At 72.3% G+C, this 18,620-nt stretch carries 17 protein-coding genes; 8 read left to right on the top strand and 9 right to left on the bottom strand.

Going from position 1 to position 18,620, the window contains the following annotated elements; all coding sequences use genetic code 11:
* Nucleotides 1-31: 31 nt before the first annotated feature.
* The 4 genes from ABZ810_RS33250 to ABZ810_RS33265 form a co-directional block, all read right to left on the bottom strand.
* A complete protein-coding gene (locus ABZ810_RS33250) occupies nucleotides 32-817 on the bottom strand; it encodes a class II aldolase/adducin family protein (protein WP_358410039.1) in 786 nt (261 codons plus the stop codon).
* Nucleotides 818-1,314: 497 nt separating this feature from the next.
* A complete protein-coding gene (locus ABZ810_RS33255) occupies nucleotides 1,315-3,528 on the bottom strand; it encodes an MMPL family transporter (protein ID WP_358410040.1) in 2,214 nt (737 codons plus the stop codon).
* Between the two features lie 24 nt (nucleotides 3,529-3,552).
* The gene (locus ABZ810_RS33260) at nucleotides 3,553-4,314 is read right to left on the bottom strand and encodes an ABC transporter permease (protein WP_358410041.1); all 762 of its coding nucleotides are present in this window, start codon (nucleotides 4,312-4,314) and stop codon (nucleotides 3,553-3,555) included.
* Entirely contained in the window at nucleotides 4,311-5,183 is an 873-nt protein-coding gene (locus ABZ810_RS33265) for an ABC transporter ATP-binding protein (protein ID WP_358410043.1), read from the bottom strand. The genes ABZ810_RS33260 and ABZ810_RS33265 overlap by 4 nt, the downstream gene beginning before the upstream one ends.
* 63 nt (nucleotides 5,184-5,246) lie before the next feature.
* Here ABZ810_RS33265 and ABZ810_RS33270 point away from each other — a divergent pair, with 63 nt between their 5' ends.
* Both ABZ810_RS33270 and ABZ810_RS33275 read left to right on the top strand, forming a co-directional pair.
* The gene (locus ABZ810_RS33270) at nucleotides 5,247-5,822 is read left to right on the top strand and encodes a helix-turn-helix domain-containing protein (protein WP_358410045.1); all 576 of its coding nucleotides are present in this window, start codon (nucleotides 5,247-5,249) and stop codon (nucleotides 5,820-5,822) included.
* Nucleotides 5,823-6,249: 427 nt separating this feature from the next.
* Nucleotides 6,250-6,999: a DedA family protein gene (locus ABZ810_RS33275; RefSeq protein WP_358410381.1), complete on the top strand. Its 750-nt coding sequence runs from the start codon at nucleotides 6,250-6,252 to the stop codon at nucleotides 6,997-6,999.
* On the opposite strand, the gene ABZ810_RS33280 is transcribed toward ABZ810_RS33275, so the two are convergent.
* Nucleotides 6,983-8,161 carry a cytochrome P450 gene (locus ABZ810_RS33280; protein WP_358410047.1) on the bottom strand — a complete coding sequence of 393 codons (1,179 nt, stop codon included), beginning with the start codon at nucleotides 8,159-8,161 and terminating at the stop codon, nucleotides 6,983-6,985. The two genes, ABZ810_RS33275 and ABZ810_RS33280, sit on opposite strands and share 17 nt — an antisense overlap.
* A 91-nt stretch (nucleotides 8,162-8,252) precedes the next feature.
* On the bottom strand, nucleotides 8,253-8,570 hold the full coding sequence (locus ABZ810_RS33285; protein WP_358410048.1) for a hypothetical protein: 318 nt from the start codon (nucleotides 8,568-8,570) through the stop codon (nucleotides 8,253-8,255).
* Between the two features lie 186 nt (nucleotides 8,571-8,756).
* Between ABZ810_RS33285 and ABZ810_RS33290 the strand changes: the two genes are divergently transcribed.
* The gene (locus ABZ810_RS33290) at nucleotides 8,757-9,542 is read left to right on the top strand and encodes a hypothetical protein (protein WP_358410049.1); all 786 of its coding nucleotides are present in this window, start codon (nucleotides 8,757-8,759) and stop codon (nucleotides 9,540-9,542) included.
* Here the strand turns inward: ABZ810_RS33290 and ABZ810_RS33295 are convergent.
* From ABZ810_RS33295 to ABZ810_RS33305, 3 genes are all read right to left on the bottom strand, one after another.
* Complete coding sequence (locus tag ABZ810_RS33295; RefSeq protein ID WP_358410050.1) at nucleotides 9,534-10,364, bottom strand: citryl-CoA lyase; 831 nt, start codon at nucleotides 10,362-10,364, stop codon at nucleotides 9,534-9,536. The two genes, ABZ810_RS33290 and ABZ810_RS33295, sit on opposite strands and share 9 nt — an antisense overlap.
* The gene (locus ABZ810_RS33300; RefSeq protein WP_358410051.1) at nucleotides 10,361-11,509 is read right to left on the bottom strand and encodes a CoA transferase; all 1,149 of its coding nucleotides are present in this window, start codon (nucleotides 11,507-11,509) and stop codon (nucleotides 10,361-10,363) included. Before ABZ810_RS33300 ends, ABZ810_RS33295 begins: the two co-directional genes overlap by 4 nt.
* Nucleotides 11,510-11,586: 77 nt before the next feature.
* On the bottom strand, nucleotides 11,587-12,378 hold the full coding sequence (locus ABZ810_RS33305; RefSeq protein WP_358410053.1) for an IclR family transcriptional regulator: 792 nt from the start codon (nucleotides 12,376-12,378) through the stop codon (nucleotides 11,587-11,589).
* Nucleotides 12,379-12,690: 312 nt separating this feature from the next.
* On the opposite strand from ABZ810_RS33305, the gene ABZ810_RS33310 reads away from it, so the two are divergent.
* The 5 genes from ABZ810_RS33310 (at nucleotide 12,691) to ABZ810_RS33330 (ending at nucleotide 18,595) form a co-directional block, all read left to right on the top strand.
* The gene (locus ABZ810_RS33310; RefSeq protein WP_358410055.1) at nucleotides 12,691-14,172 is read left to right on the top strand and encodes an aldehyde dehydrogenase family protein; all 1,482 of its coding nucleotides are present in this window, start codon (nucleotides 12,691-12,693) and stop codon (nucleotides 14,170-14,172) included.
* Nucleotides 14,172-15,173: an alcohol dehydrogenase catalytic domain-containing protein gene (locus tag ABZ810_RS33315; protein WP_358410056.1), complete on the top strand. Its 1,002-nt coding sequence runs from the start codon at nucleotides 14,172-14,174 to the stop codon at nucleotides 15,171-15,173. The genes ABZ810_RS33310 and ABZ810_RS33315 overlap by 1 nt, the downstream gene beginning before the upstream one ends.
* Entirely contained in the window at nucleotides 15,170-16,975 is a 1,806-nt protein-coding gene (locus tag ABZ810_RS33320) for a thiamine pyrophosphate-binding protein (protein ID WP_358410057.1), read from the top strand. The genes ABZ810_RS33315 and ABZ810_RS33320 overlap by 4 nt, the downstream gene beginning before the upstream one ends.
* A complete protein-coding gene (locus ABZ810_RS33325; protein ID WP_358410058.1) occupies nucleotides 16,972-17,346 on the top strand; it encodes a cupin domain-containing protein in 375 nt (124 codons plus the stop codon). The genes ABZ810_RS33320 and ABZ810_RS33325 overlap by 4 nt, the downstream gene beginning before the upstream one ends.
* Before the next feature lie 85 nt (nucleotides 17,347-17,431).
* The gene (locus ABZ810_RS33330; protein WP_358410060.1) at nucleotides 17,432-18,595 is read left to right on the top strand and encodes an ABC transporter substrate-binding protein; all 1,164 of its coding nucleotides are present in this window, start codon (nucleotides 17,432-17,434) and stop codon (nucleotides 18,593-18,595) included.
* Nucleotides 18,596-18,620: the final 25 nt, after the last annotated feature.

Consider the following 18,620-nt stretch of genomic DNA (forward strand, 5'->3'; position numbering starts at 1 on the left):
TCGCCCCCGTGACGCCGGGATCCGGAGCCCTTCAGCCCTCGTCCAGGCAGTCCGGTTGCGTTGCGATGACCCAGTCGAAGATCGGCTGTGCGCTGTACCACCCGGCCAGCGGGAAACCGACGTGCCCGCGAATGGCGCGCGCGGTCTCCGGCGGGATCAGCCGCGGCTCGCCGGCCGCCGTCGCCATCAGCTCGGCCTGGCACGAATGCTCCATGCTGACGAACCAGAAGGCCGCCTCGTCCACCGACTCGCCCACCGTGAAGATGCCGTGGTTGCCGACGATCGCGGCCTTGTTGCCGCCGATCGCCTCGGTGATGCGCTTGCCCACCTCGGCGTTGTTGGCGACGCGGCCGGCGTCGTCGGTGCCGACCCCGTGGTCCTCGAAGAAGATGCAGGCGTCCTGGGTGATCGGCTGGAGCGGGCGGTGCAGCGAGGCGAACGTCTTGCCGTACATCGAGTGCGCGTGGGCGACGCAGACCACCTCGGGGCGGGCCGCGTGCACCTGCGAGTGGATCATCAGTGCGGACCGGCTCACCGGCCAGTCGCCCACCAGGACCTCGCCCGCGGAGTCCACCAGCTGCAGATCGCGCACCCGGACCTGCCGGAAGCTCATCGGGAACGGGTTCACCCAGAAGCAGTCCGTACGTTCCGGATCGCGTGCCGTGATGTAGCCCGCGGCTCCCTCGTCGAAGCCGTAGTGCGCGAAGACGCGGTATGCGGCGGCCAGCCGCTGTTTGCGATGGAGCCGTTCCTCCGCCGGTGTGCGCGCCGCGAAAGGTTCGTGCGGAGTCCGCTCTCCGACGTGTGAGGTGCTCATATCGCTTCCCCCGATTTCTGCCGTTGGAAGGTGTTGCATGGCGCAAGCTAACTACTCCCAAACAGTGGGGTCAATGTCGCTTGAAACGTGTGCGAAGAAGTGTTGAACGGTCCGGTTTCCGGGCACTCCAATGAGGTCCAAAACCACCTACTCAGCTATGACGCCCAGTCATGTTCCAGTGCTTGTTCAGCGGACCTCAACGGTGCCGCGCAAACAGAGAGTGACCATCCCCATAAGTGCCGTCCGAAACGTGGCCAAATGCGGCAGGTGTCGTCCCTTATCGTGCAGTCACACAAGTCACATATGCGTTGTGGATGCACCCAGGAATTGCTCAGGTGTCCGGCTGCGGCCAGCGGAAATCGGCAGTTGGACAACTGTCGCTGAGCAGAATTAGCCAGTTCGCGAGTTCGCCTGTGAGTTCTGTGTGCGCGCGAATACCGCGAGCGATCCTGATATGTGAGTACGGTGCGCGCGTTCGACGCGGGAAGGGCGCGCGTTCAGCGCGGGGTGAGGTGTCCCTGGGACGCGGCCGGCTCGTCGCCGGGTCCGCCGGGGTCCGGGCCGCCGGTGGAGCCGCCCTTCCGCCCGCGGAGGAACCGCGGCAGGCGCGGCCGGGGCGGCGTCCACCAGGCGGCGTGGCCGAGGAGCCGCATCGTCGCGGGCACGAGCAGGCCCCGCACCAGCGTCGCGTCGATCGTCACCGTGATGATCATGGCGATGCCGATGAGCTTGACGAACGTGATCCCGGAGAGCGAGAAGGTCGCGATCACGGCGATGAGCAGCAGGGCGGCACTGGTGATGATGCGGCCGGTATGGTCCAGGCCGACCGCGATGGCGTCCGCCGGGTTGCGGGTGAGCTCGTACCGTTCGCGCATCCGTGACAGCAGGAAGAGCTCGTAGTCCATCGACAGGCCGAAGACGATCGCCAGCACCAGGATCGGCTGGGTGGCGTCGAGCGTTCCGGTCGGCGTGAAGCCGAGCACGCCGGAGAGATGGCCGTCCTGGAAGATCCAGACCAGTGCCCCGAAGGACGCGCCGAGCGAGAGCACGCTCATCGCCAGCGCCTTCACCGGCAGCAGCGGAGCGCGGAAGGCCAGGAAGAGCAGCACGAACGTGGCCGCCGCGATGATGAGCACCATCCAGGGCAGGCGCCGGGCCAGGTCGTCCAGCAGGTCCGCCATCTCGGCCGGCTTGCCGCCCACCAGCACGCGGGCGCCAGGTGGCGGCGGCAGGTCCCGGACCTCGCGCACGAGGGCGCGCGAACGCGGCGAGAGCTGGTCGGCCCGGTAGGTGATCGTGATCCGGGCGGTGTCGCCGGACGCCCCGGTGACCCCGGCCGCCCGGACGTCCGGGAGGCGGCCCGCCCTGGCGGCGTACGAGGCGAGGGCGACGCTCGCGGACGGCGAGCGCGCGTCGCCGGGGAGGACGACGATCACCTCGATCGGGGCGGACGCGCCGCCGCCGAAGTCGCGGTCGATGCTCTCGGCGACCTGCCTGCTCTCGGTGGACGCGGGGAGCGCCCGGTGGTCCACCCCGCCGAACTCGGCGCGCAGGAACGGCAGCCCGAGCGCGGCCAGCGCGGCGCCGACGAGGACGACGACCAGCAGCGGCCGGCGCATCACGGCGCGGGCCGTCCGGTACCAGCCGCCGTGGTCCGCGGCCCGGCCGTTCCGCCCGGCGCGCCCGGTGAACGGGAGGCGCACCGCGAGCCGGTCGACCCGGTGGCCGAGCGTTCCGAGCAGCGCCGGCAGCAGGATCGAGGCGGCGAGCACCGCGATCAGGACCGCCGCGAGCCCGCCGAAGCCCATCGACCTGAGGAACGGCTCGGGGAAGATGAGCAGCCCGGCCAGCGAGATCGCCAGCGTGATCCCGGAGATGGTGATCGTGCGTCCCGCGGTCGCCGACGTGCGGGCGACGGCGTCCTCGACCGACGACCCGCGGTGCAACTCCTCGCGGAACCTGCCGACTATGAACAGGGCGTAGTCGATCGCCAGGCCCAGCCCGAGGATGGTCACGATCTGGATGGAGTAGACCGAGACCGAGGTGACGTGGGTGAGGCCGCGCAGCGCGGTGAAGGCGCCGAGGATGGCGACGGTCCCGATCACGAGGGGGAGCGTGGCCGCGACGAATCCCCTGAAGATCAGGATGAGGAGCACCAGCAGCACCGGGGCCGACAGCAGTTCAGCGCGCGCGATGTCGGCTTCGACCCGTTCGTTGATGTCGCGGTCGACGGCGGTGAGCCCGCCGACCCGGGTCTCCATCCCGGGCGGCCGCAGGCTCGCCTCGATCCGTTCCAGGCCCTCCTCGCGCCGGTCGTCGTCGCCGCGCAGCGTGAGCACGACGTAGGTGGACCGGCGGTCGGCGCTCACGAGGTCTTCCGAGCCGCTGTTCCAGTACGTGACACCGCGCTGGACGACGTCCGCGGGCAGGGCCTTCACCGCGGTCGTGACCGCGCGGCGGTAGCCGGGGTCGTCGACGGTGGTCCGCGCGCTGCGGTAGAGGACGAGCACGTCGGCGTCGTCGCGGCCCAGCCGTTCCTCGTTCAGCCGCGCGGCCCGGGTGCTGTCGCTGCCCGGATCGTCGAAGCCGCCGCTCTGCAGCGCGCCGAACACCTGGGTGCCCCAGGCGCCCGCGAAGACCACGAGGACGAGGGCGCAGCCGAGCACCCAGCGGCGGCGCCGGTAGACCCATCTCCCCAGCCGCTCGAACATCGGGTCCCTTCGGTGGAGGCACGCCTAGATGGCGTAGCGCTCCTTGCGTGGATCGAGCCGGACGGCGGCCAGTGCGGTGAGCGCGGCCCCGAAGAGGAACAGCAGTGCCGAGCTCTCCAGCACCACGCTCCAGTCGCCGGTCCCGAGGGTCGCCTCGTCGACGGCCCGCATCGCCCAGAAGTGCGGCGTCACCAGCCCGGCGGCCTGCGACCACCCGGGCAGCTGCGGGGAGGCGACGATGGCGCCGCCCAGCGCCCCGAGGACCATGAGGATCAGGTACGTCAGCGAGAAGTACACCTCGGCCCGGCGGATGACCGTGTAGAGCAGCGCGCCGGTCGCCACCCCGGTGATCGCGAACGGGACGAGCACCAGCATGAGCTGGGCGATCCCGGCAGCGGCTCCCGCCCGCAGGGGCAGCCCGAGCACGGTGACGGCGAACGTGGCGAACACCAGCAGCTGGCCGAGGCCCACGGTCAGCACCGGAAGGCACTTGCCCAGCAGGTATCCGGCCTTCGGCGGCGCGGCCGTGGCCGTGCGGCGCCAGGTGTGGGTGTCGAACTCGCGGTAGAGCGCGCGCCCGACGTAGTTGACGGTCATGTAGGAGAACATCACGCCGAAGCCGACCGTCACCCGGCCGGTCGCGCCGGCCTCGCTGAGCCCGGCCACCGCGGGCCCGAGGATGGCACTGGTCACCGCGGGCAGCACCAGGAACCACACGAACGGAAACCGGGCCCGTACCAGAGCCCGGTATTCGATCAGTGCGAAGGTGCCGATGACGGCGATCACGGGGTCTCCTCGGTGACGGCGGCGCGCAGCGACGGGTCCCTGCGCAGCAGGTCGCGCAGGGACGGAGGCTTCACCTCGACCGCGCGCACGACGTCCTGCCCGCCGATGCCGGCGTCCTCGGCCGCGCGCAGGAAGTCGTCGATGGAGCCCAGCGGGCTGCACAGCTCGGTGTGCTTGACGATCCCGTCGCCGGTCACGTGCTCGACGTAGCCGAGCCGCCGCTGGCGGCCCAGGTAGTCGCGCAGCGAGCCCAGGTCGTACGTCCGGCCCTCGCTCAGCACCGTGATCGACGAGCACAGCTCCTCGACGTCCTCCGGGTAGTGCGCCGTGACCAGCGTCGCGATGCCCTCCGCGCGCCAGTCGCCGACCAGGGTGATCAGCTTCTGCCGGGTCGCGAAGTCGAGCGCGGTGGTCGGCTCGTCCAGCAGGCGGACGGCCGGGCGGTGCACGAACGAGCAGGCGATGTGGACGATGCGCCGCTGGCCGCCGGACAGGAACCGGGCCGACCGGTCGCGCAGCCCGCCGAGGTCGAACTCCTCGATCGCTTGCGCCACCAGGCCGCCGACACGCCATCGGCGCGTCGCCAGCCGGGCCGCGTGCGTGAGGTTCTCCTCGACGGTCAGGTGCGGGTAGAGGGCGACGTCCTGGGTGGCGAAGCCGATCGGCCCCGCCGTGCCCGGGTCGACCCGGATCACGCCGTCCCGTTCGCCCTCGATCGAGCCGGTCACGGCGCCGAGCAGGGTGGACTTGCCGCTGCCGTTGGCCCCGAGGAGCCCCACGGCCAGCCCTGCCTGGAGGCGCAGCGAGGCGCCACGCAGGACGGGCGTCCCGCCCGGGTAGCGAAACCAGAGATCCTCGACGGCCAGCATGGAGTCAGGCTAATCCGTTGACCGACCGTCGGTCAACGAAAATTCCGGCGCTATCCTGAACCCGTGCGCCGAAAGGAACAAGCCGAGGCATCGAAGGCCGGACTGGTCGAGGCCGCCCGCCAGTGCTTCACCGAGCACGGATACGACGCCACCACGGTGGCCGCGATCCTCGACCGGGCGGGGATGGCGCGCGGCGCCCTCTACCACTACTTTCCCGGCGGCAAGCGGGAGATCTTCGCCGCCGTCTTCCGGACGGTCGACGACGAGTTCCACCGGCGCCGCGACGCGCTGTTCGAGATCACCTCGCCGCTCGCCCGGATCAGGGCGGGCTTCCGCCTGTTCCTGGAGTTGTGCGTCGAGGACGACTTCGCCCGGATCATCCTCATCGACGCCCCCGACGTCTTCCCCGGCGAGGCGGACCGCGGCAGCTCCTACGAGCTCCTGCGCGCCCAGCTCAAGGAGGCCGCCGCGGCCGGCGAGGTGCACGCGTTCCAGATCGAGGTGATGGCGGTGTCCCTCTACGGGGCGATCCGCCGCGCCGGCGAGTTCGTCATCTCCGCGCCCGACCGCGGCCAGGCGGCGACCGAGGCGGCCCAGGCCCTGGACCTCATGCTGAACGGCCTGTCCCTGCGCGGCTGAGGAGCACAACTCCGAGGGGCGGCGCTCGCGGGCTACGGCGGCCACCGGCCGCGCCGCCGCCCGGCTCGGAGTTGTGCGGCGCGGCGGCCCAGGGAACGTGAGCCGCCGCCTCCCCCCGGAGCCGGTTCTCCATGCCGGATCTCCGCGCCCGCCCGGACCCGCGGCACCCCGGCGGCCGGCAGGTGTGGGCCCGGGCGCCGCTGGTCAGGCTGGGACAATGACGCTACTCCGCGAGGCGTGTCACGGGAAGTGACCGGATATTTACAGTTCTTCTCGGCGTCGGTCAGGAGTGCGGGGTGGAGAAATCACCCGCGCCCGGTGCGTGGCCAGGCGTTATCCGCGAGGTGGTTTCCCCCGGTCCCACCCGGGCAGATCGGTGATCCGCAGCCTCTCAGGGGAGACCTTCTTGTTCCGGAACGCCGTCGACATGATCGCCTTCGCCTCGGTGCCGGCGGCCGGGCAGGCCGAGCCGTCCGGCGGGATCGCCGGATGGGTGACCGATCTGATGGAGAAGCTGGGCGCGCCCGGGGCGGGCCTGGCGATCGCGCTGGAGAACATCTTCCCGCCCCTGCCCAGCGAGGGGATCCTGCCGCTGGCCGGGTTCACCGCCGCGCAGGGCGACATGAACCTGATCGCCGCGATCGTGTGGACGACGGTCGGCTCGGTCGTGGGCGCGCTGGCGCTCTACGGGATCGGCGCCGGGGTGGGACGGCGGCGGATGCGCACCGTCGTCGGCAAGATCCCGCTCGTCGACGTCGAGGACCTGGAGAAGTCGGAGGCGTGGTTCGCCAAGCACGGCTCGAAGGCGGTGTTCTTCGGGCGCATGATCCCGGTCTTCCGGAGCCTGATCTCGGTGCCCGCCGGCGTCGAGGGCATGGGCCTGAAGAAGTTCACCCTGCTCACCACGGCGGGCAGCCTCATCTGGAACACCGCGTTCATCATGGCGGGCTACCTGCTCGGCGACAACTGGCACAAGGTCGAGGGGTACGTGGGCACCTACTCCAAGGTCGTCCTGGGCGCGGCGGCCCTGGCGGTCGTCGTGTGGGTGGTCCTGCGGGTCAGGCGGGTGCGGCGCAGATCGCGCGAGGGCGGCCGGAACGACCCGGACGGCCGGAACGACCCGGACGACCGGGACGGTCGCGATGATCGGGAGGACAGCGCTACCCGGGCCAGGTGACCGGGAGCTGACGGAGGCCGCGGACGGCGAGCCCGTCCTTCCAGCGCAGCTCGTCCTTGGGGACCGCCAGCCGCAGCCCGGGGAGACGCGCCAGCAGGGCGCCGAGCGCGACCTGCAGCTCGAGCCGGGCGAGGTGGGCTCCCAGGCAGTGGTGGACGCCGTGGCCGAAGGCCAGGTGCGGGTTGTCCGCCCGGTCGAAGTCGAGGGTGTCGCCCTGCGCGAAGACCTCCTCGTCGCGGCTGGCCGCGGTCCTGGCCACCACGACGGTCTCGCCCGCACGGATCTTCACGCCGCCCAGCTCGACGTCGGCGGTGGCGACCCGGGGCAGCCCGGGCGTCGCGCCGAGGGGGAGCAGCCGCAGCAGCTCCTCGATGGCGGCGGGGAGCAGGTCCGGTTCGGCGACCAGCCGGTCCCAGTGGTGACGCTGGTCGAGCAGCGTGTAGGTGATGTTGGCGATCTGGCCCGCCGTGGTCTCGTAGCCCGCGACCAGCAGCGTGGTGGACAGGCTGAGCAGCTCCGCCTCCGACAGGCCGCCGCCCTCGTCGTCGGGCAGGTGGGCCAGGGCGGACAGCAGGTCGCCGGCCGGTTCTTCGCGCCGCTGCGCGATGAGCCCGCCCAGGTAGGCGTCCAGCTGCCGCCCCGATTCGGCCATCTGCTCGGGCGTGTGGGCGGAGACCGACAACCAGGCGTCCGACCAGGAGGTGAAGCGGTCCCGGTCGCCGGCGGGAACGCCGAGCAGCTCGCAGATCACGGTCACCGGCAGCGGCAGCGCGAGGTGCCCGACCAGGTCGGCCGGGGCGCCGTGGGCGGCCATGCCGTCCAGCAGCCCGGCCACGATCTGCTCGACCCGGGGCCGCATGAGCCGGACCCTGCGGTGGGTGAACGCGGTCAGCGCGAGCCGCCGGACCCGGGTGTGCTCGGGCGGGTCCATGTCGGCGATCGAGGGCGCCCTGTCCTGGGGCCCGAAGGGCATGCCGCCGGCCCGCGCCCGGCTGAACACCGGGTCGGCGAACACCCGGCGGGCGTCCTCCCAGCGGGTGACCAGCCACGCGTCCGCACCGCCGCGCAGGCGGATCCGGGAGACCGGGTGGTGTTCGCGCAACCAGCCGTAATGCGGGTCGAGGTCCAGCCGGTCGGTGGTGAACTCGTGTTCGGGAGTCATGCTCAGATCATGGGCACCGGTGCGCGGGTCCGGTCACCCCGCGGACCGGATCCGGCCAGTTCTGTCAGCAAGGTGTCACTTTCCGTTGACCTCAGAGGACGGGGATCCGGGCGCCCAGCTTGAGGGACACCCAGGGTCCGTCCGGGGTGATCTCCTTGACCAGCCAGGTCTTGGGCGGAACGTCGGTGCCGGCGGCGGTGGTGTGCTCCTTCACCGCCAGGACCGGGCTCTGGGGCGTCCCGTTCTCGGGCAGCAGGAGTTCGGCCGGGACCTCGACGTCGTCGGCGAAGCGCAACAGGAGGCCGCACGGCTCCACGCGGTGGCCGTCCGGGGCCTCCGCCACGATCACCGCGCCCGGGAAAAGGTGGGTGTGCGACGTGTGCGCGGCGCGCAGTTCGTCGGTGCTCATCTCACGTCCCCCGCTCGACGGTCGTTCTTGAAGGCCTAGCCGCACTCGCGGGTGGTGAAGCTCGTCGTACGGCCCATTTTTCGCAAAGGCGGCGGCAACCGCCGGTCACTCGCTGCGGGTGAGGCCGGGCCGGGCGATGCCGGACAGGGTTCGGGGGAGGCGTATCCGGCATGGAGGTGGCAGGAGATGCGGCGTACAGTCGTTCCCCTTGTGGTGGCCGTGTTGTTCGCGGCCGGGTGCGCGGACGGCGGGGGGACGACCGCCGAATCGCCGTCGGCGACCCGGAGCGCCGACCGGTCCGCGGACCGGAGCGTCACAGCCTCGCCGGGTCAGCGGACCCGGGAGGCCCAGCCGGCGCCCACCACCGAGGCTCCCCCCAGGGAGGAGCCCACCACCGAGGCCCCCGCCCCGCCGCGGGAGACCGAGACGGTGGAACGCACGGTGACGCGCACCGCCACCGCCACCGCCACCGCGACCGCGACGCAGACGACGCGGGAGGCGGAGACGCCCACCGTGAGCCCGTCGCCGGTCGCGTCGGAGGAGGAGACCTCGCCGCTGATGTGGCTGTGGATCCTGCTGGCGTGCGCGGTCGTCGGCCTGATCGTGTGGCTGATGGTCAACTCCCGGTCGCGGACGACGCCCGAGGACGCGTGGGACGCGAAGGTGGTCGAGGTGGCCGCGCAGGGCGCCGCCCTGCGCGACGCGATCGGCATGACCCGGGCGGAACAGGGGGCCGACGTCCGCCGGGCCGATATCCAGAGCCGTGCGGACATGCTGGTCCAGTCGCTCTACCTGCTGCGGGAGACCGCGCCGAGCCAGGGCGACCGGCTGCGGGTGAACGACGTGCTCGCGGCGCTCCAGTCTGTCCGGCAGGCGATGGAGGCGGGGCAGCCGGTCCAGGAACGGCTGGCCACGTTCGAGTACACGCTCAACATGCTCCGCGCCCCGGCCTCCCAGTACCCGTCAGGGTAGATGCGCGGGCAGGATGTCACGGGGGATGGGGCCCTTGTTGCGACGGCCCTGCTGGGTCTCCTCCCAGGCGTGGGCGAGGATGCCGATGCTGCGGCTGAGGACGAAGAGGCCGCGGGCCAGCGGGGCCGGGAAGCCCAGCTCGGCGTAGATGATGGCCGTGCAGCCGTCGATGTTCATCGGGACGGGCCGGGAGCGGGCGGCCAGGCGCGCCTCGACCGCGAGGCCCGCCCGCAGGTGGTGGCCGGGCACCACGCCGTCCCGGACCGCCCGGTCCACCAGGGCCAGCAGGGGGTCGCGGCGCGGGTCGCGCGGATGGAAGCGGTGGCCGAAGCCGGGCAGGTAGCGCGGCCATTCGGCGACGACCTCCTCGGTCGCCGCCGCGAGGCCCAGGCCGGTGGCCTCGCGCCGCAGGATCTGGTCCAGCAGCTCGACGCACTGCTCGCCGGCGCCGCCGTGGGAGTCGCCGAGGGTGTTGACCGCGCTGGCGACGGCGCCGTTGAGCCCGATGCCGCACGTCGCGGCCATTCGGGCGATCGCGATGGACGGTGCCTGCGGGCCGTGGTCGACGCCGGCGACCAGGGCGGCCTCCAGCAGGTCGGCCTGGGCGGGGGCCGGCGGCTCGCCCCGGAGCATCAGCCAGATCATCGTGCTGAGCCCGGTGGTGCCGATGAGGTCCTGGACGGGCCGGCCGCGCAGCTCGATGACGCCGGGCGCCATGCGGGAGACGGCGGTGCCCCACCAGCCGGCGACCTGTCCGGTCGGGTCGATCCCGGACGTCGGAGGCTCGGACGTCGGAGGCTCGGTCATCGGCTGCTCGCTCATGAGGTGACGGGGTTCTGCTGGCCCAGCAGGGGAGGCGGGGACGTGGGGGAGAGGGGCTCGCCGTCGTGCAGGACGCCGCTCCCGGCGACGCGCAGCGTGCGGTCCGATCCGTCCGGGAAGGGCAGGTCGGTGAAGAAGCGGCGGTGGCGCAGCTGGTCGAGCTCGACCGCCTGGGGAACGCTGGCGACCCGGGCGGCGGGGACGCCGGCGCGGCTGAGGATCTCCTCCCATTCGGCGGCCGGGCGCAGGCGCAGGGACTTGTTCAGCTCGTCGTTGAGCTCGGCCCGGTGCAGCTTGCGCTGCTCGCGGTCCTCGAAGCGCGGGTCGGCGGGGAGGTCGGGCCGCTCGACCAGCGCGCACAACGTCTCGAACTGCGTCTGCCGGTTGGCGGCGATGTTGAGCGGGCCGTCGGCGGCCTCGAACGTGCCCGAGGGGGCGGCGGTGGCGTTCTGCGTGCCCATCGGCTCGGGCTCGACACCGCTCACCAGGTAGTTGGAGACGGCCCAGCCCATCGCCGAGATCGCCGACTCCAGCATCGACACGTCCAGGAACGTGCCCTCGCCGGTGCGGTCGCGGCCCGCGAGGGCGGCGCAGATGTGCAGCGCCGCGGTGAGGCCGCCCACGGTGTCGCAGACCGGGAAGCCGACCCGCAGCGGCGCGGTCTCCGCGGTCCCGGTCACGCTCATCATCCCCGACAGGCCCTGGATGATCTGGTCGTACGCCGGTGCCTGGCTCATCGGGCCGGTCTGCCCGAAGCCGGAGATGGCGCAGTAGACCAGGCGGGGGTTGAGCGCCCGCAGCCGCGGCCAGCCGAAGCCGAGCCGGTCGAGCACGCCGGCGCGGAAGTTCTCGAGCACCACGTCCGCGTCGCGGACCAGGTCCTCGAAGGCGGCGCGCCCGGCGGCGTCCTTGAGGTCGATCTCCACCGACCGCTTGCCGGCGTTCTGGGCGAGGAACGAGGCGCCGAGCCCGGCGCGGTTGAGCTCGGGGTCGGGGCCCAGCCGGCGGGCCAGGTCGCCCTGGCCGGGCACCTCGATCTTGACGACCTCGGCGCCCAGCATCATCAGCTGGTAGCTGCAGTAGGGGCCGGCGAGCACGTTGGTCAGGTCGAGCACCCGGGTGCCACTGAGGGGTCGCGTCGGCACGGGCGTGGTCCTTCCGTCGCGGAACGGGAGCGGGGTCGGCGGGAGCGGCCGGCGGGCGGGCGCCGTCGGCCGGCGGATCAGCGGGCCGGGATCAGCGGATGGTCGAACCCCCGGTCGGAGATCTCCCGGGAGACCTGCTGGAGGTCCGCGGCGAAGGCCTCGACCTTGTCGTCGGTGAACCGCACCGTGGGCCCGCTCAGCGACAACGCCGCGACGACCGTGCCCGACCGGCCGGTGAGCGGGACGGCGACGGCCGACAGCCCGTCCTCCCGCTCGCCGTGGCTGACCGCCCAGCCCTGGTGGCGGGTCTCGTCGATCCACTCGCGCAGGCGCTTGACGTGGCCTTCCCCGTAGGGGGAGCCGACGGCGACGCGCGTGAGCAGGCTGTCGGGGGCGTCGCGCAGCAGGACCTTGGAGGACGCGCCGGCCCACAGCGGGAGCTCGTCGCCCACGTGCACCACGTGGCGCAGCGGCTGCGGGCTCTCCTGCTGTGCGACGCAGACCCGGTAGACGTCGCGGAGCATGTAGAGGTTGACGGTCTCGCGCCGGCGCCCGCCCAGGTCGCGCATGGCCTGGCGGGTCTCCGGCGGGAGCTCCCAGCTGCTGCGGGCCAGGTGCGCCCAGCGCCACAGGCCGGGCCCCGGCAGGTAGCCGTTGTGCCCGGCCCACAGCAGACCGAGGTTCTCGAGGGTCTGGACGAGCCGGATGACGGTGGTCTTCGCCAGGCCGGTCTCGTCGGCGATCTCGCGGATCGTCACCACCGGCCGCTCCTCGCTGAGCAGCGACAGGATGTCCAAGGCCCGCTGGACGCTGCGCACGCCCTGGCCGTCGGCGGCCGGCTCGTCTGCGGGCTTGTTCGCTGGACTCACGGGTGTCGGTCTCCTGATCTGGCCGGGCTGCGGGACGGTCCGTACGTTACACGTAGTCCACTGAGCGGTCTAGTAGGACCGTCAGACGGTCCATCGGGGTGTTTCGTCACGATTGGGGCACCGCTCTTCCCCTTGTGAGCTGCGTCACCTATAACTAACTCACTGGTTCGAACGTTAGCGACCGACTCCCGGCGACCGATCCCGCGAAGTTTCCCGAATCCGCTCTTGTCAAGGCCCGGTTCCGCCCCTTACGTTGACCCGAAGTCCGTATAGCGGAACACAAGGACCGCTAAGTGGTCCAGGAGGAATTTGATGCTGGAACCGGTGCTCGCCTCCGGATCCAAGGCCGAGGTGGTGCAATCGGCCGCTCTCCAGGCTGGGGAGTGGATCACAGGTGGTCCGCAGAGTGAACGAATAGGTCCATATTTGCGGCGCGTCGTCAGCCAGGCCCCGATCGCGGGCCCGGAGGCCGTCGCGACGGTCCGTGCCTACGCCGCCGCGTCGGCTCCGGCGGTGGCCGCCCTGGCTCCCGCCTTCCGCGCCGAGATCCTCGAACGGGCGTCCTTCGCCGCCGCCGAGAACCGCCAGGACCTGGCCCGGCTGCTCGCCCTGGAGCTCGGCAAGCCCCTCAAGGACGGCCTCGGCGAGATCGACCGCGTCGCCGACACGTTCGCGGTCTGCGCGGCCGAGGCCCGGCAGATCGGCGGCGAGACGCTGCCCGTCGCCGGCTGGGCCCGCGGCGTCGGCACCACCGCGTTCACCTACCGCGCCCCCGTCGGCGTCGCGCTGGCCATCACCCCGTTCAACGCGCCCGCCAACCTGCTGGCCCACAAGCTCGGCGCCTCGTTCGCGGCGGGCAACACCACCATCGTCAAGGCGCCGCCGCAGGCGCCCGCGATCTCGACCGCGATCGTCGCGCTGCTGACCGAGTGCGGCATGCCGTTCGAGGCCGTCCAGCTGCTGCACGGCGGCGGAGACGTCGGCGCCGCGCTCTGCGCCGCCGACGAGGTCGGCGTCATCAGCTTCACCGGCGGCGCCGCGACCGGGAACGCCGTCGCGCGGGCGGCCGGCGCCAAGCGGCTGGTCCTGGAGCTGGGCGGCAACGCCGCCACGATCGTGTGCGAGGACGCCGACGTCGCCGAGGCGGCGAAGGTGTGCGCGCGGACCGGCTACACCAACTCCGGGCAGAGCTGCATCTCGGTCCAGCGGGTGTACGTGCAGCGCTCGCGGTTCGAGGAGTTCGTGGAGCTCTTCACCGCCGAGGTCGGGACGCTGACCGTCGGCGATCCGCTCGACCCCGGCACCGACGTCGGGTCGATGGTCGACGAGGACGCCGCCGAACGGGTCGTCCGGTGGAGCGCCGAGGCCGCCGCGGGCGGCGGGCGTGTCGTCCTCGGCGGCGAACGGGACGGCGCCACCGCGCGGCCCACGGTCGTGGCCGATCCGCCCGCCGGCGCCTCGGTCGTCACCGACGAGGTCTTCGGCGCGCTGGTCGCCGTGCTGCCCTTCGACGACCTCGCCGAGGTCGTCGCCCGCTGCAACGAGAGCCGCTACGGCCTCCAGGCGGGCCTGTTCACGCGGGACTTCGGCCGCGTCATCGAAGCCTGGCGCGACCTCCAGGTCGGCGGACTCGTCGTCAACGGCTCCTCCAACTACCGGCTGGACCACGTGCCGTTCGGCGGGGTGAAGGACTCGGGCTTCGGCCGCGAGTCCCCGCGCTGCATGATCGAGGACTACACCGTCGTCAAGACGCTGATGGTGCGCGGCGTCTCCCTCTGGGGCGGTCGCCCATGATGGCGGTCGCCCTCGTGTCGCCCGACACCGTGGAAGTGGTCGACCACTGGCCCGAGCCCGTGTGCGGGCCGGACGAGGTCATCGTCGCGGTGCACGGCGTGGGCGTGTGCGGATCGGACCTGGCGGTCGTCTCGGGCCGCCGCGCCGTCCCCGCCCACCCGTGGGTGATCGGGCACGAGGCGTTCGGGGTCATCCAGACCGTGGGCCGCGACGTCACCGGCCGCCACGTCGGCCAGCGCGTCGTCGTCGAGCCCAACTACCCGTGCCTGGCCTGCGCCGCGTGCCGGTCCGGCGACACCTCCGGCTGCCGGCGGCGCCGGGTGGTGGGCATCTCCGAACCCGGGCTGCTGGCCGAGCGCGTCGCGGTGCCGGCCCCGTTCACCTGGCCGGTCCCCGCCACGCTGGACGACACGGACGCGGTGTGCGTCGAGCCTTTCACCGTCGCGCTCAACGCGGTGCGCATGAGCGGACTGCGGCCGGGCGACCCATGCCTGATCGTCGGCGCCGGGGCACAGGGACTGCTGGTGATCCTGGCGGTCCTGCACGCGGGCGGGGCGCCGCACGTCATCGAGCCGCACCCCGGACGGCGGGCGTTCGCGCTCCAGCTCGGCGCGGTGGACGCCGGTGTCACGGGCGCTCCGGAGACGGTGTTCCCCGCGGTGATCGAGACCTCCGGCGTTCCCGAGGCGTTCGAGCAGGCGCTGGAGCGGGCCGGCGACGGCGCCCGCGTCATCGTGGTCGGGCAGAGCACCCGGCCCGCGCGCGTCCCCACGTTCACGCTCGTGCAGCGCCGGCTCACCGTGCGCGGCTGCCTCATCTACGACCATCCCGGCGGCTTCCGGCACACGATCGCGACGCTGGCCGGGCACGACCTGAGGCCCGGCCGCGTGCTGCGCGAACGGTTCGACCTCGCGCAGGCGCCCGTCGCGTTCGCCAAGGCCCCCGACATCGCCGGCAAGACCTGGATCACCCTGCCCCGAATCGAGGAAACGCTGACATGAGCGTGGACATCCCCACCCGCAACGCCGCCGCGGCCGGGGCCGGACCGGCGACGGCGACCGCCGCCGAGGCGCTGGTCCGGCAGCTCGAACGCTACGGCGTGGAGTACGTCTTCGGGACCTGCGGGCACACCAACATCGCGCTGCTGGACGCGCTGGGCCGCAGCCCGATCACCTTCGTCATCGCGCGGCACGAGCAGGCCGCCGCGCACGCCGCCGACGGCTACGCCCGCGGGTCCGGCAAGCCGGGCGTCCTGCTCGTGCACGTCGGGCCGGGCATGATGAACGCCGTCACCGGCGTGGCCACCGCCGCGCTGGACTCGGTGCCGCTGATCACGATCTCCGGCGACGTGCCGTCCTATTACTACGGCCGGCATCCCCACCAGGAGGTCAATCTCCACGCCGACGCCGACCAGACGGCGATCTACCGGCCCTTCGTCAAGCGCGCCTGGCACGTCCAGCGGGCCGAGGACCTGGCCCGCTTCACCGAGCGCGCGTTCTGGACGGCGACGTCGGGCCGGCCGGGCGCGGTGCTGCTGAACGTGCCGATGGACCTGTTCTCCCGGCCGGTGCCCGTCCAGGACCATCCGCTCCCGGCGACCGCCGCGGAGCCGGACCTGCCCGCCGAGACCGCGCGGCGGATCGCCGCGATGCTGGCCGCCGCCGAGCGCCCCCTCCTCTACCTCGGCGGCGGCCTTCGCGGCGGGCCCGGCAGGGACGCCCTGCTGGACCTGGCCGAGCACCTGGACATCCCGATGGCGCACTCGCTGATGGGCAAGGGCGCGGTGCCCGACGACCACCCGCTGCTGCTGGGCATGCCCGGCTTCTGGGGGCTGGAGACGACCAACGACTACGCGCGTTCGGCCGACGTCGTGCTGGCCCTGGCGACCCGCTTCGCCGAGACCGACGCCAGCTCGTGGGACCCCGCCTACACCTGGGACCTCGGCGGCGCCTCGGGCGGCCGGCTCATCCAGATCGACATCGACCCGGCCGAGATCGGGCGCAACTATCCCGTCGAGATCGGCGCGGTCGCCGACGTCACCCTGGCCGTGCGGGCCATCGCCGACGCGGTGCGCGAGGCCTGCCCCGACCCCGTCGGCCGGCCCGCGCTGCGCGAACGTATCCGCGCCGCCCGTACCGGCCTGTTCGAGGCCAGCCGCGAACGCGGCCGCAGCGGCGACTTCCCGCTGCGGCCCGAGCGCATCCTCGCCGACCTGCGCGACCAGCTGCCCGCCGGCGCGGTGCTGGTCACCGACGTCGGCTGGAACAAGAACGGCGTCGCCCAGTGCTACGAGCTGCCCGCCGAGGGCCGCTTCATCACGCCGGGCGGCGCCTCGACGATGGGCTTCGGCCCCGCCGCGGCCGTCGGCGTGCAGATCGCCCAGCCGGACCGCGTCGTGGTCGCCCTCGTCGGCGACGGCGGCATGAGCGCCCAGCTGCCGGCCGTGCCGATGGCCGTCGAGCAGGGCCTGCCGGTCATCTTCGTCGTGATGAACAACCGGGCCCACGGGACCATCGCCGACCTGCAGGCCGCCAGCTTCGGCGCCAGCTACGGCTGCGAGTTCCAGGACCCGCAGGGCCGTCCCTACAGCCCGAACTTCGCCGCCTTCGCCGACGCGTGCGGCGCGGACGGCTACGAGATCCCCGCCCCGGACGCGTTCGCCTCAGCGCTCCGGTCGGCGGTCGACCGCCGGCGTCCAGCGGTGCTGGACGTGCCGATGGTCAACGAGCCGGTGCCGACACCCGGGCACTGGAACATCACCGACATCTACCAGGGAGTCTTCCCCGCGGAGGGACCGTCATGATCCGCGTGATCGACCCGTTCGCCCAGGCGCACCCCACCTGGCTGGGCCTCGACGACGCCGGCCACCGCCGCAAGGTCTTCAAGGTCGTCGATCAACACCTGAACGACAGCGAGTTCCTGGTCGGCGGGCTCACCATCTTCGAGCCCGGCGAGGCCAGCTCGCTGCACGACCACCCCGACTCCGAAGAGATCAACTTCATCGTGCGCGGATCGGGGGAGGTGGTGTCGGAGGACGGGCACCGCACCCCGTTCGAGCCGCACACCTTCATGTTCATCCCCAAGGGCGTCAAGCACCAGCACGTCAACACCGGCCGCGAGCCGCTGTGGCTGGTCTTCATCTACGGTCCGCACGGCGAGCTGCCCACCACGTAGCCGCCCCACCCCGCTGCCGTCGTTCCACCGCTTGCCGCCCGAACCCACCCCCGATGCCCGACCTCACACCGACGAGGTGACCTTCATGCTGAGATTTCCCCGCGCGCTCCGCGCCTCAGGCCTGGCCGCGTCCGCGCTGGCCCTGTCCCTGGCCGCGACCGCCTGCGGCGCGCCCGGCGAGTCCGAGGACTCCGGCTCCGGCGGCTCCGGCCCCATCAAGATCGCTCTGGTCGACGCGCAGAGCGGCCAGCTCAGCTCCCTCGGCAAGTGGGAGCACAAGGGCGTCAAGCTCGCCGTCGACGAATGGAACGCGGCCGGCGGCATCAGCGGCCGCAAGATCCAGCTCGACGTGTTCGACGACCAGGGCGACCCGACCGTGGGCACCAACATCGCGCGCAAGATCGACAGCCAGAACTACATCGCGATGCTCGGCACCGCCGAGAGCGCGGTCACCATCGCGATGGCCCCGATCCTCAAGCAGGCCGAGATCCCCAACATCGCGTCCGGCCAGTCGCCGGGCATGGTCGCGCTCAAGAGCCCCTTCCTCTTCCTGAACGGGCCCACCAGCACGACCTACGACGAGACGCTCGCCAAGTACATGGTCGAGAACCGCAAGCTGACCAAGATCGCGATGATCACCAACAACGGCGCGTACGGCAAGGGCGAGCACGACGCCTTCCTCAAGGCGCTCGCGGCGCGCGGCGTCAAGCCCGTCGCCGACGAGATCGTCACCGCCGACCAGAAGGACTTCACCGCGCAGCTGACCAGGATCCGGCAGAAGCAGCCGGCCGCCGTCTTCCTGGGCGCCGAGGAGGTCGAGTCCGGCCTCATCGTCAAGCAGGCCCGCGACCTCGGCATCACCGCGCCGTTCGCCGGCGCCGCGCCGCAGGGCACCCCGGTCTTCATCGACACCGCCGGCGCCAAGAACGCCGAGGGCACCATCGTCAGCTCGCCGTACCTCAGCAACGAGGTCAGCGACGCGGCCAAGAAGTTCGCCACCGCCTACAAGACCGCCTTCAACGAGGAGGCGGAGATGCACGGGGCCAAGGCCTACGACGGCGCGCAGATCCTGCTCACCGCCCTGAAGAACAGCAACGTCGCCAAGGGCAAGGCACTGGCCGAGGCGATCCGCGCGGTGCGGCACAAGGGCCTGCTCGGCGACTTCGTCTACGACGAGACGGGCGTCGGCATCAAGGAGACCGACATCGGGATCGTCAAGGACGGCAAGCTCATCAAGGCCGACGGCTAGCCCGGAAGCGAAACCGGAAAGAGAA

The sequence above is a fragment of the Spirillospora sp. NPDC047279 genome (genome assembly GCF_040643285.1).
In the GTDB taxonomy this organism is placed as follows: domain Bacteria; phylum Actinomycetota; class Actinomycetes; order Streptosporangiales; family Streptosporangiaceae; genus Spirillospora.

Bases quoted from the DNA above. Each gene is read 5' to 3' on its own strand.
- ABZ810_RS33255 (WP_358410040.1), bottom strand. From the start codon at position 3,528: ATGTTCGAGCGGCTGGGGAGATGGGTCTACCGGCGCCGCCGCTGGGTG.
- ABZ810_RS33320 (WP_358410057.1), top strand. From the start codon at position 15,170: ATGAGCGTGGACATCCCCACCCGCAACGCCGCCGCGGCCGGGGCCGGA.
- ABZ810_RS33275 (WP_358410381.1), top strand. From the start codon at position 6,250: ATGATCGCCTTCGCCTCGGTGCCGGCGGCCGGGCAGGCCGAGCCGTCC.
- ABZ810_RS33285 (WP_358410048.1), bottom strand. From the start codon at position 8,570: ATGAGCACCGACGAACTGCGCGCCGCGCACACGTCGCACACCCACCTT.
- ABZ810_RS33295 (WP_358410050.1), bottom strand. From the start codon at position 10,364: ATGAGCGAGCAGCCGATGACCGAGCCTCCGACGTCCGAGCCTCCGACG.
- ABZ810_RS33325 (WP_358410058.1), top strand. From the start codon at position 16,972: ATGATCCGCGTGATCGACCCGTTCGCCCAGGCGCACCCCACCTGGCTG.
- ABZ810_RS33290 (WP_358410049.1), top strand. From the start codon at position 8,757: ATGCGGCGTACAGTCGTTCCCCTTGTGGTGGCCGTGTTGTTCGCGGCC.
- ABZ810_RS33310 (WP_358410055.1), top strand. From the start codon at position 12,691: ATGCTGGAACCGGTGCTCGCCTCCGGATCCAAGGCCGAGGTGGTGCAA.
- ABZ810_RS33280 (WP_358410047.1), bottom strand. From the start codon at position 8,161: ATGACTCCCGAACACGAGTTCACCACCGACCGGCTGGACCTCGACCCG.
- ABZ810_RS33315 (WP_358410056.1), top strand. From the start codon at position 14,172: ATGGCGGTCGCCCTCGTGTCGCCCGACACCGTGGAAGTGGTCGACCAC.
- ABZ810_RS33265 (WP_358410043.1), bottom strand. From the start codon at position 5,183: ATGCTGGCCGTCGAGGATCTCTGGTTTCGCTACCCGGGCGGGACGCCC.
- ABZ810_RS33330 (WP_358410060.1), top strand. From the start codon at position 17,432: ATGCTGAGATTTCCCCGCGCGCTCCGCGCCTCAGGCCTGGCCGCGTCC.
- ABZ810_RS33250 (WP_358410039.1), bottom strand. From the start codon at position 817: ATGAGCACCTCACACGTCGGAGAGCGGACTCCGCACGAACCTTTCGCG.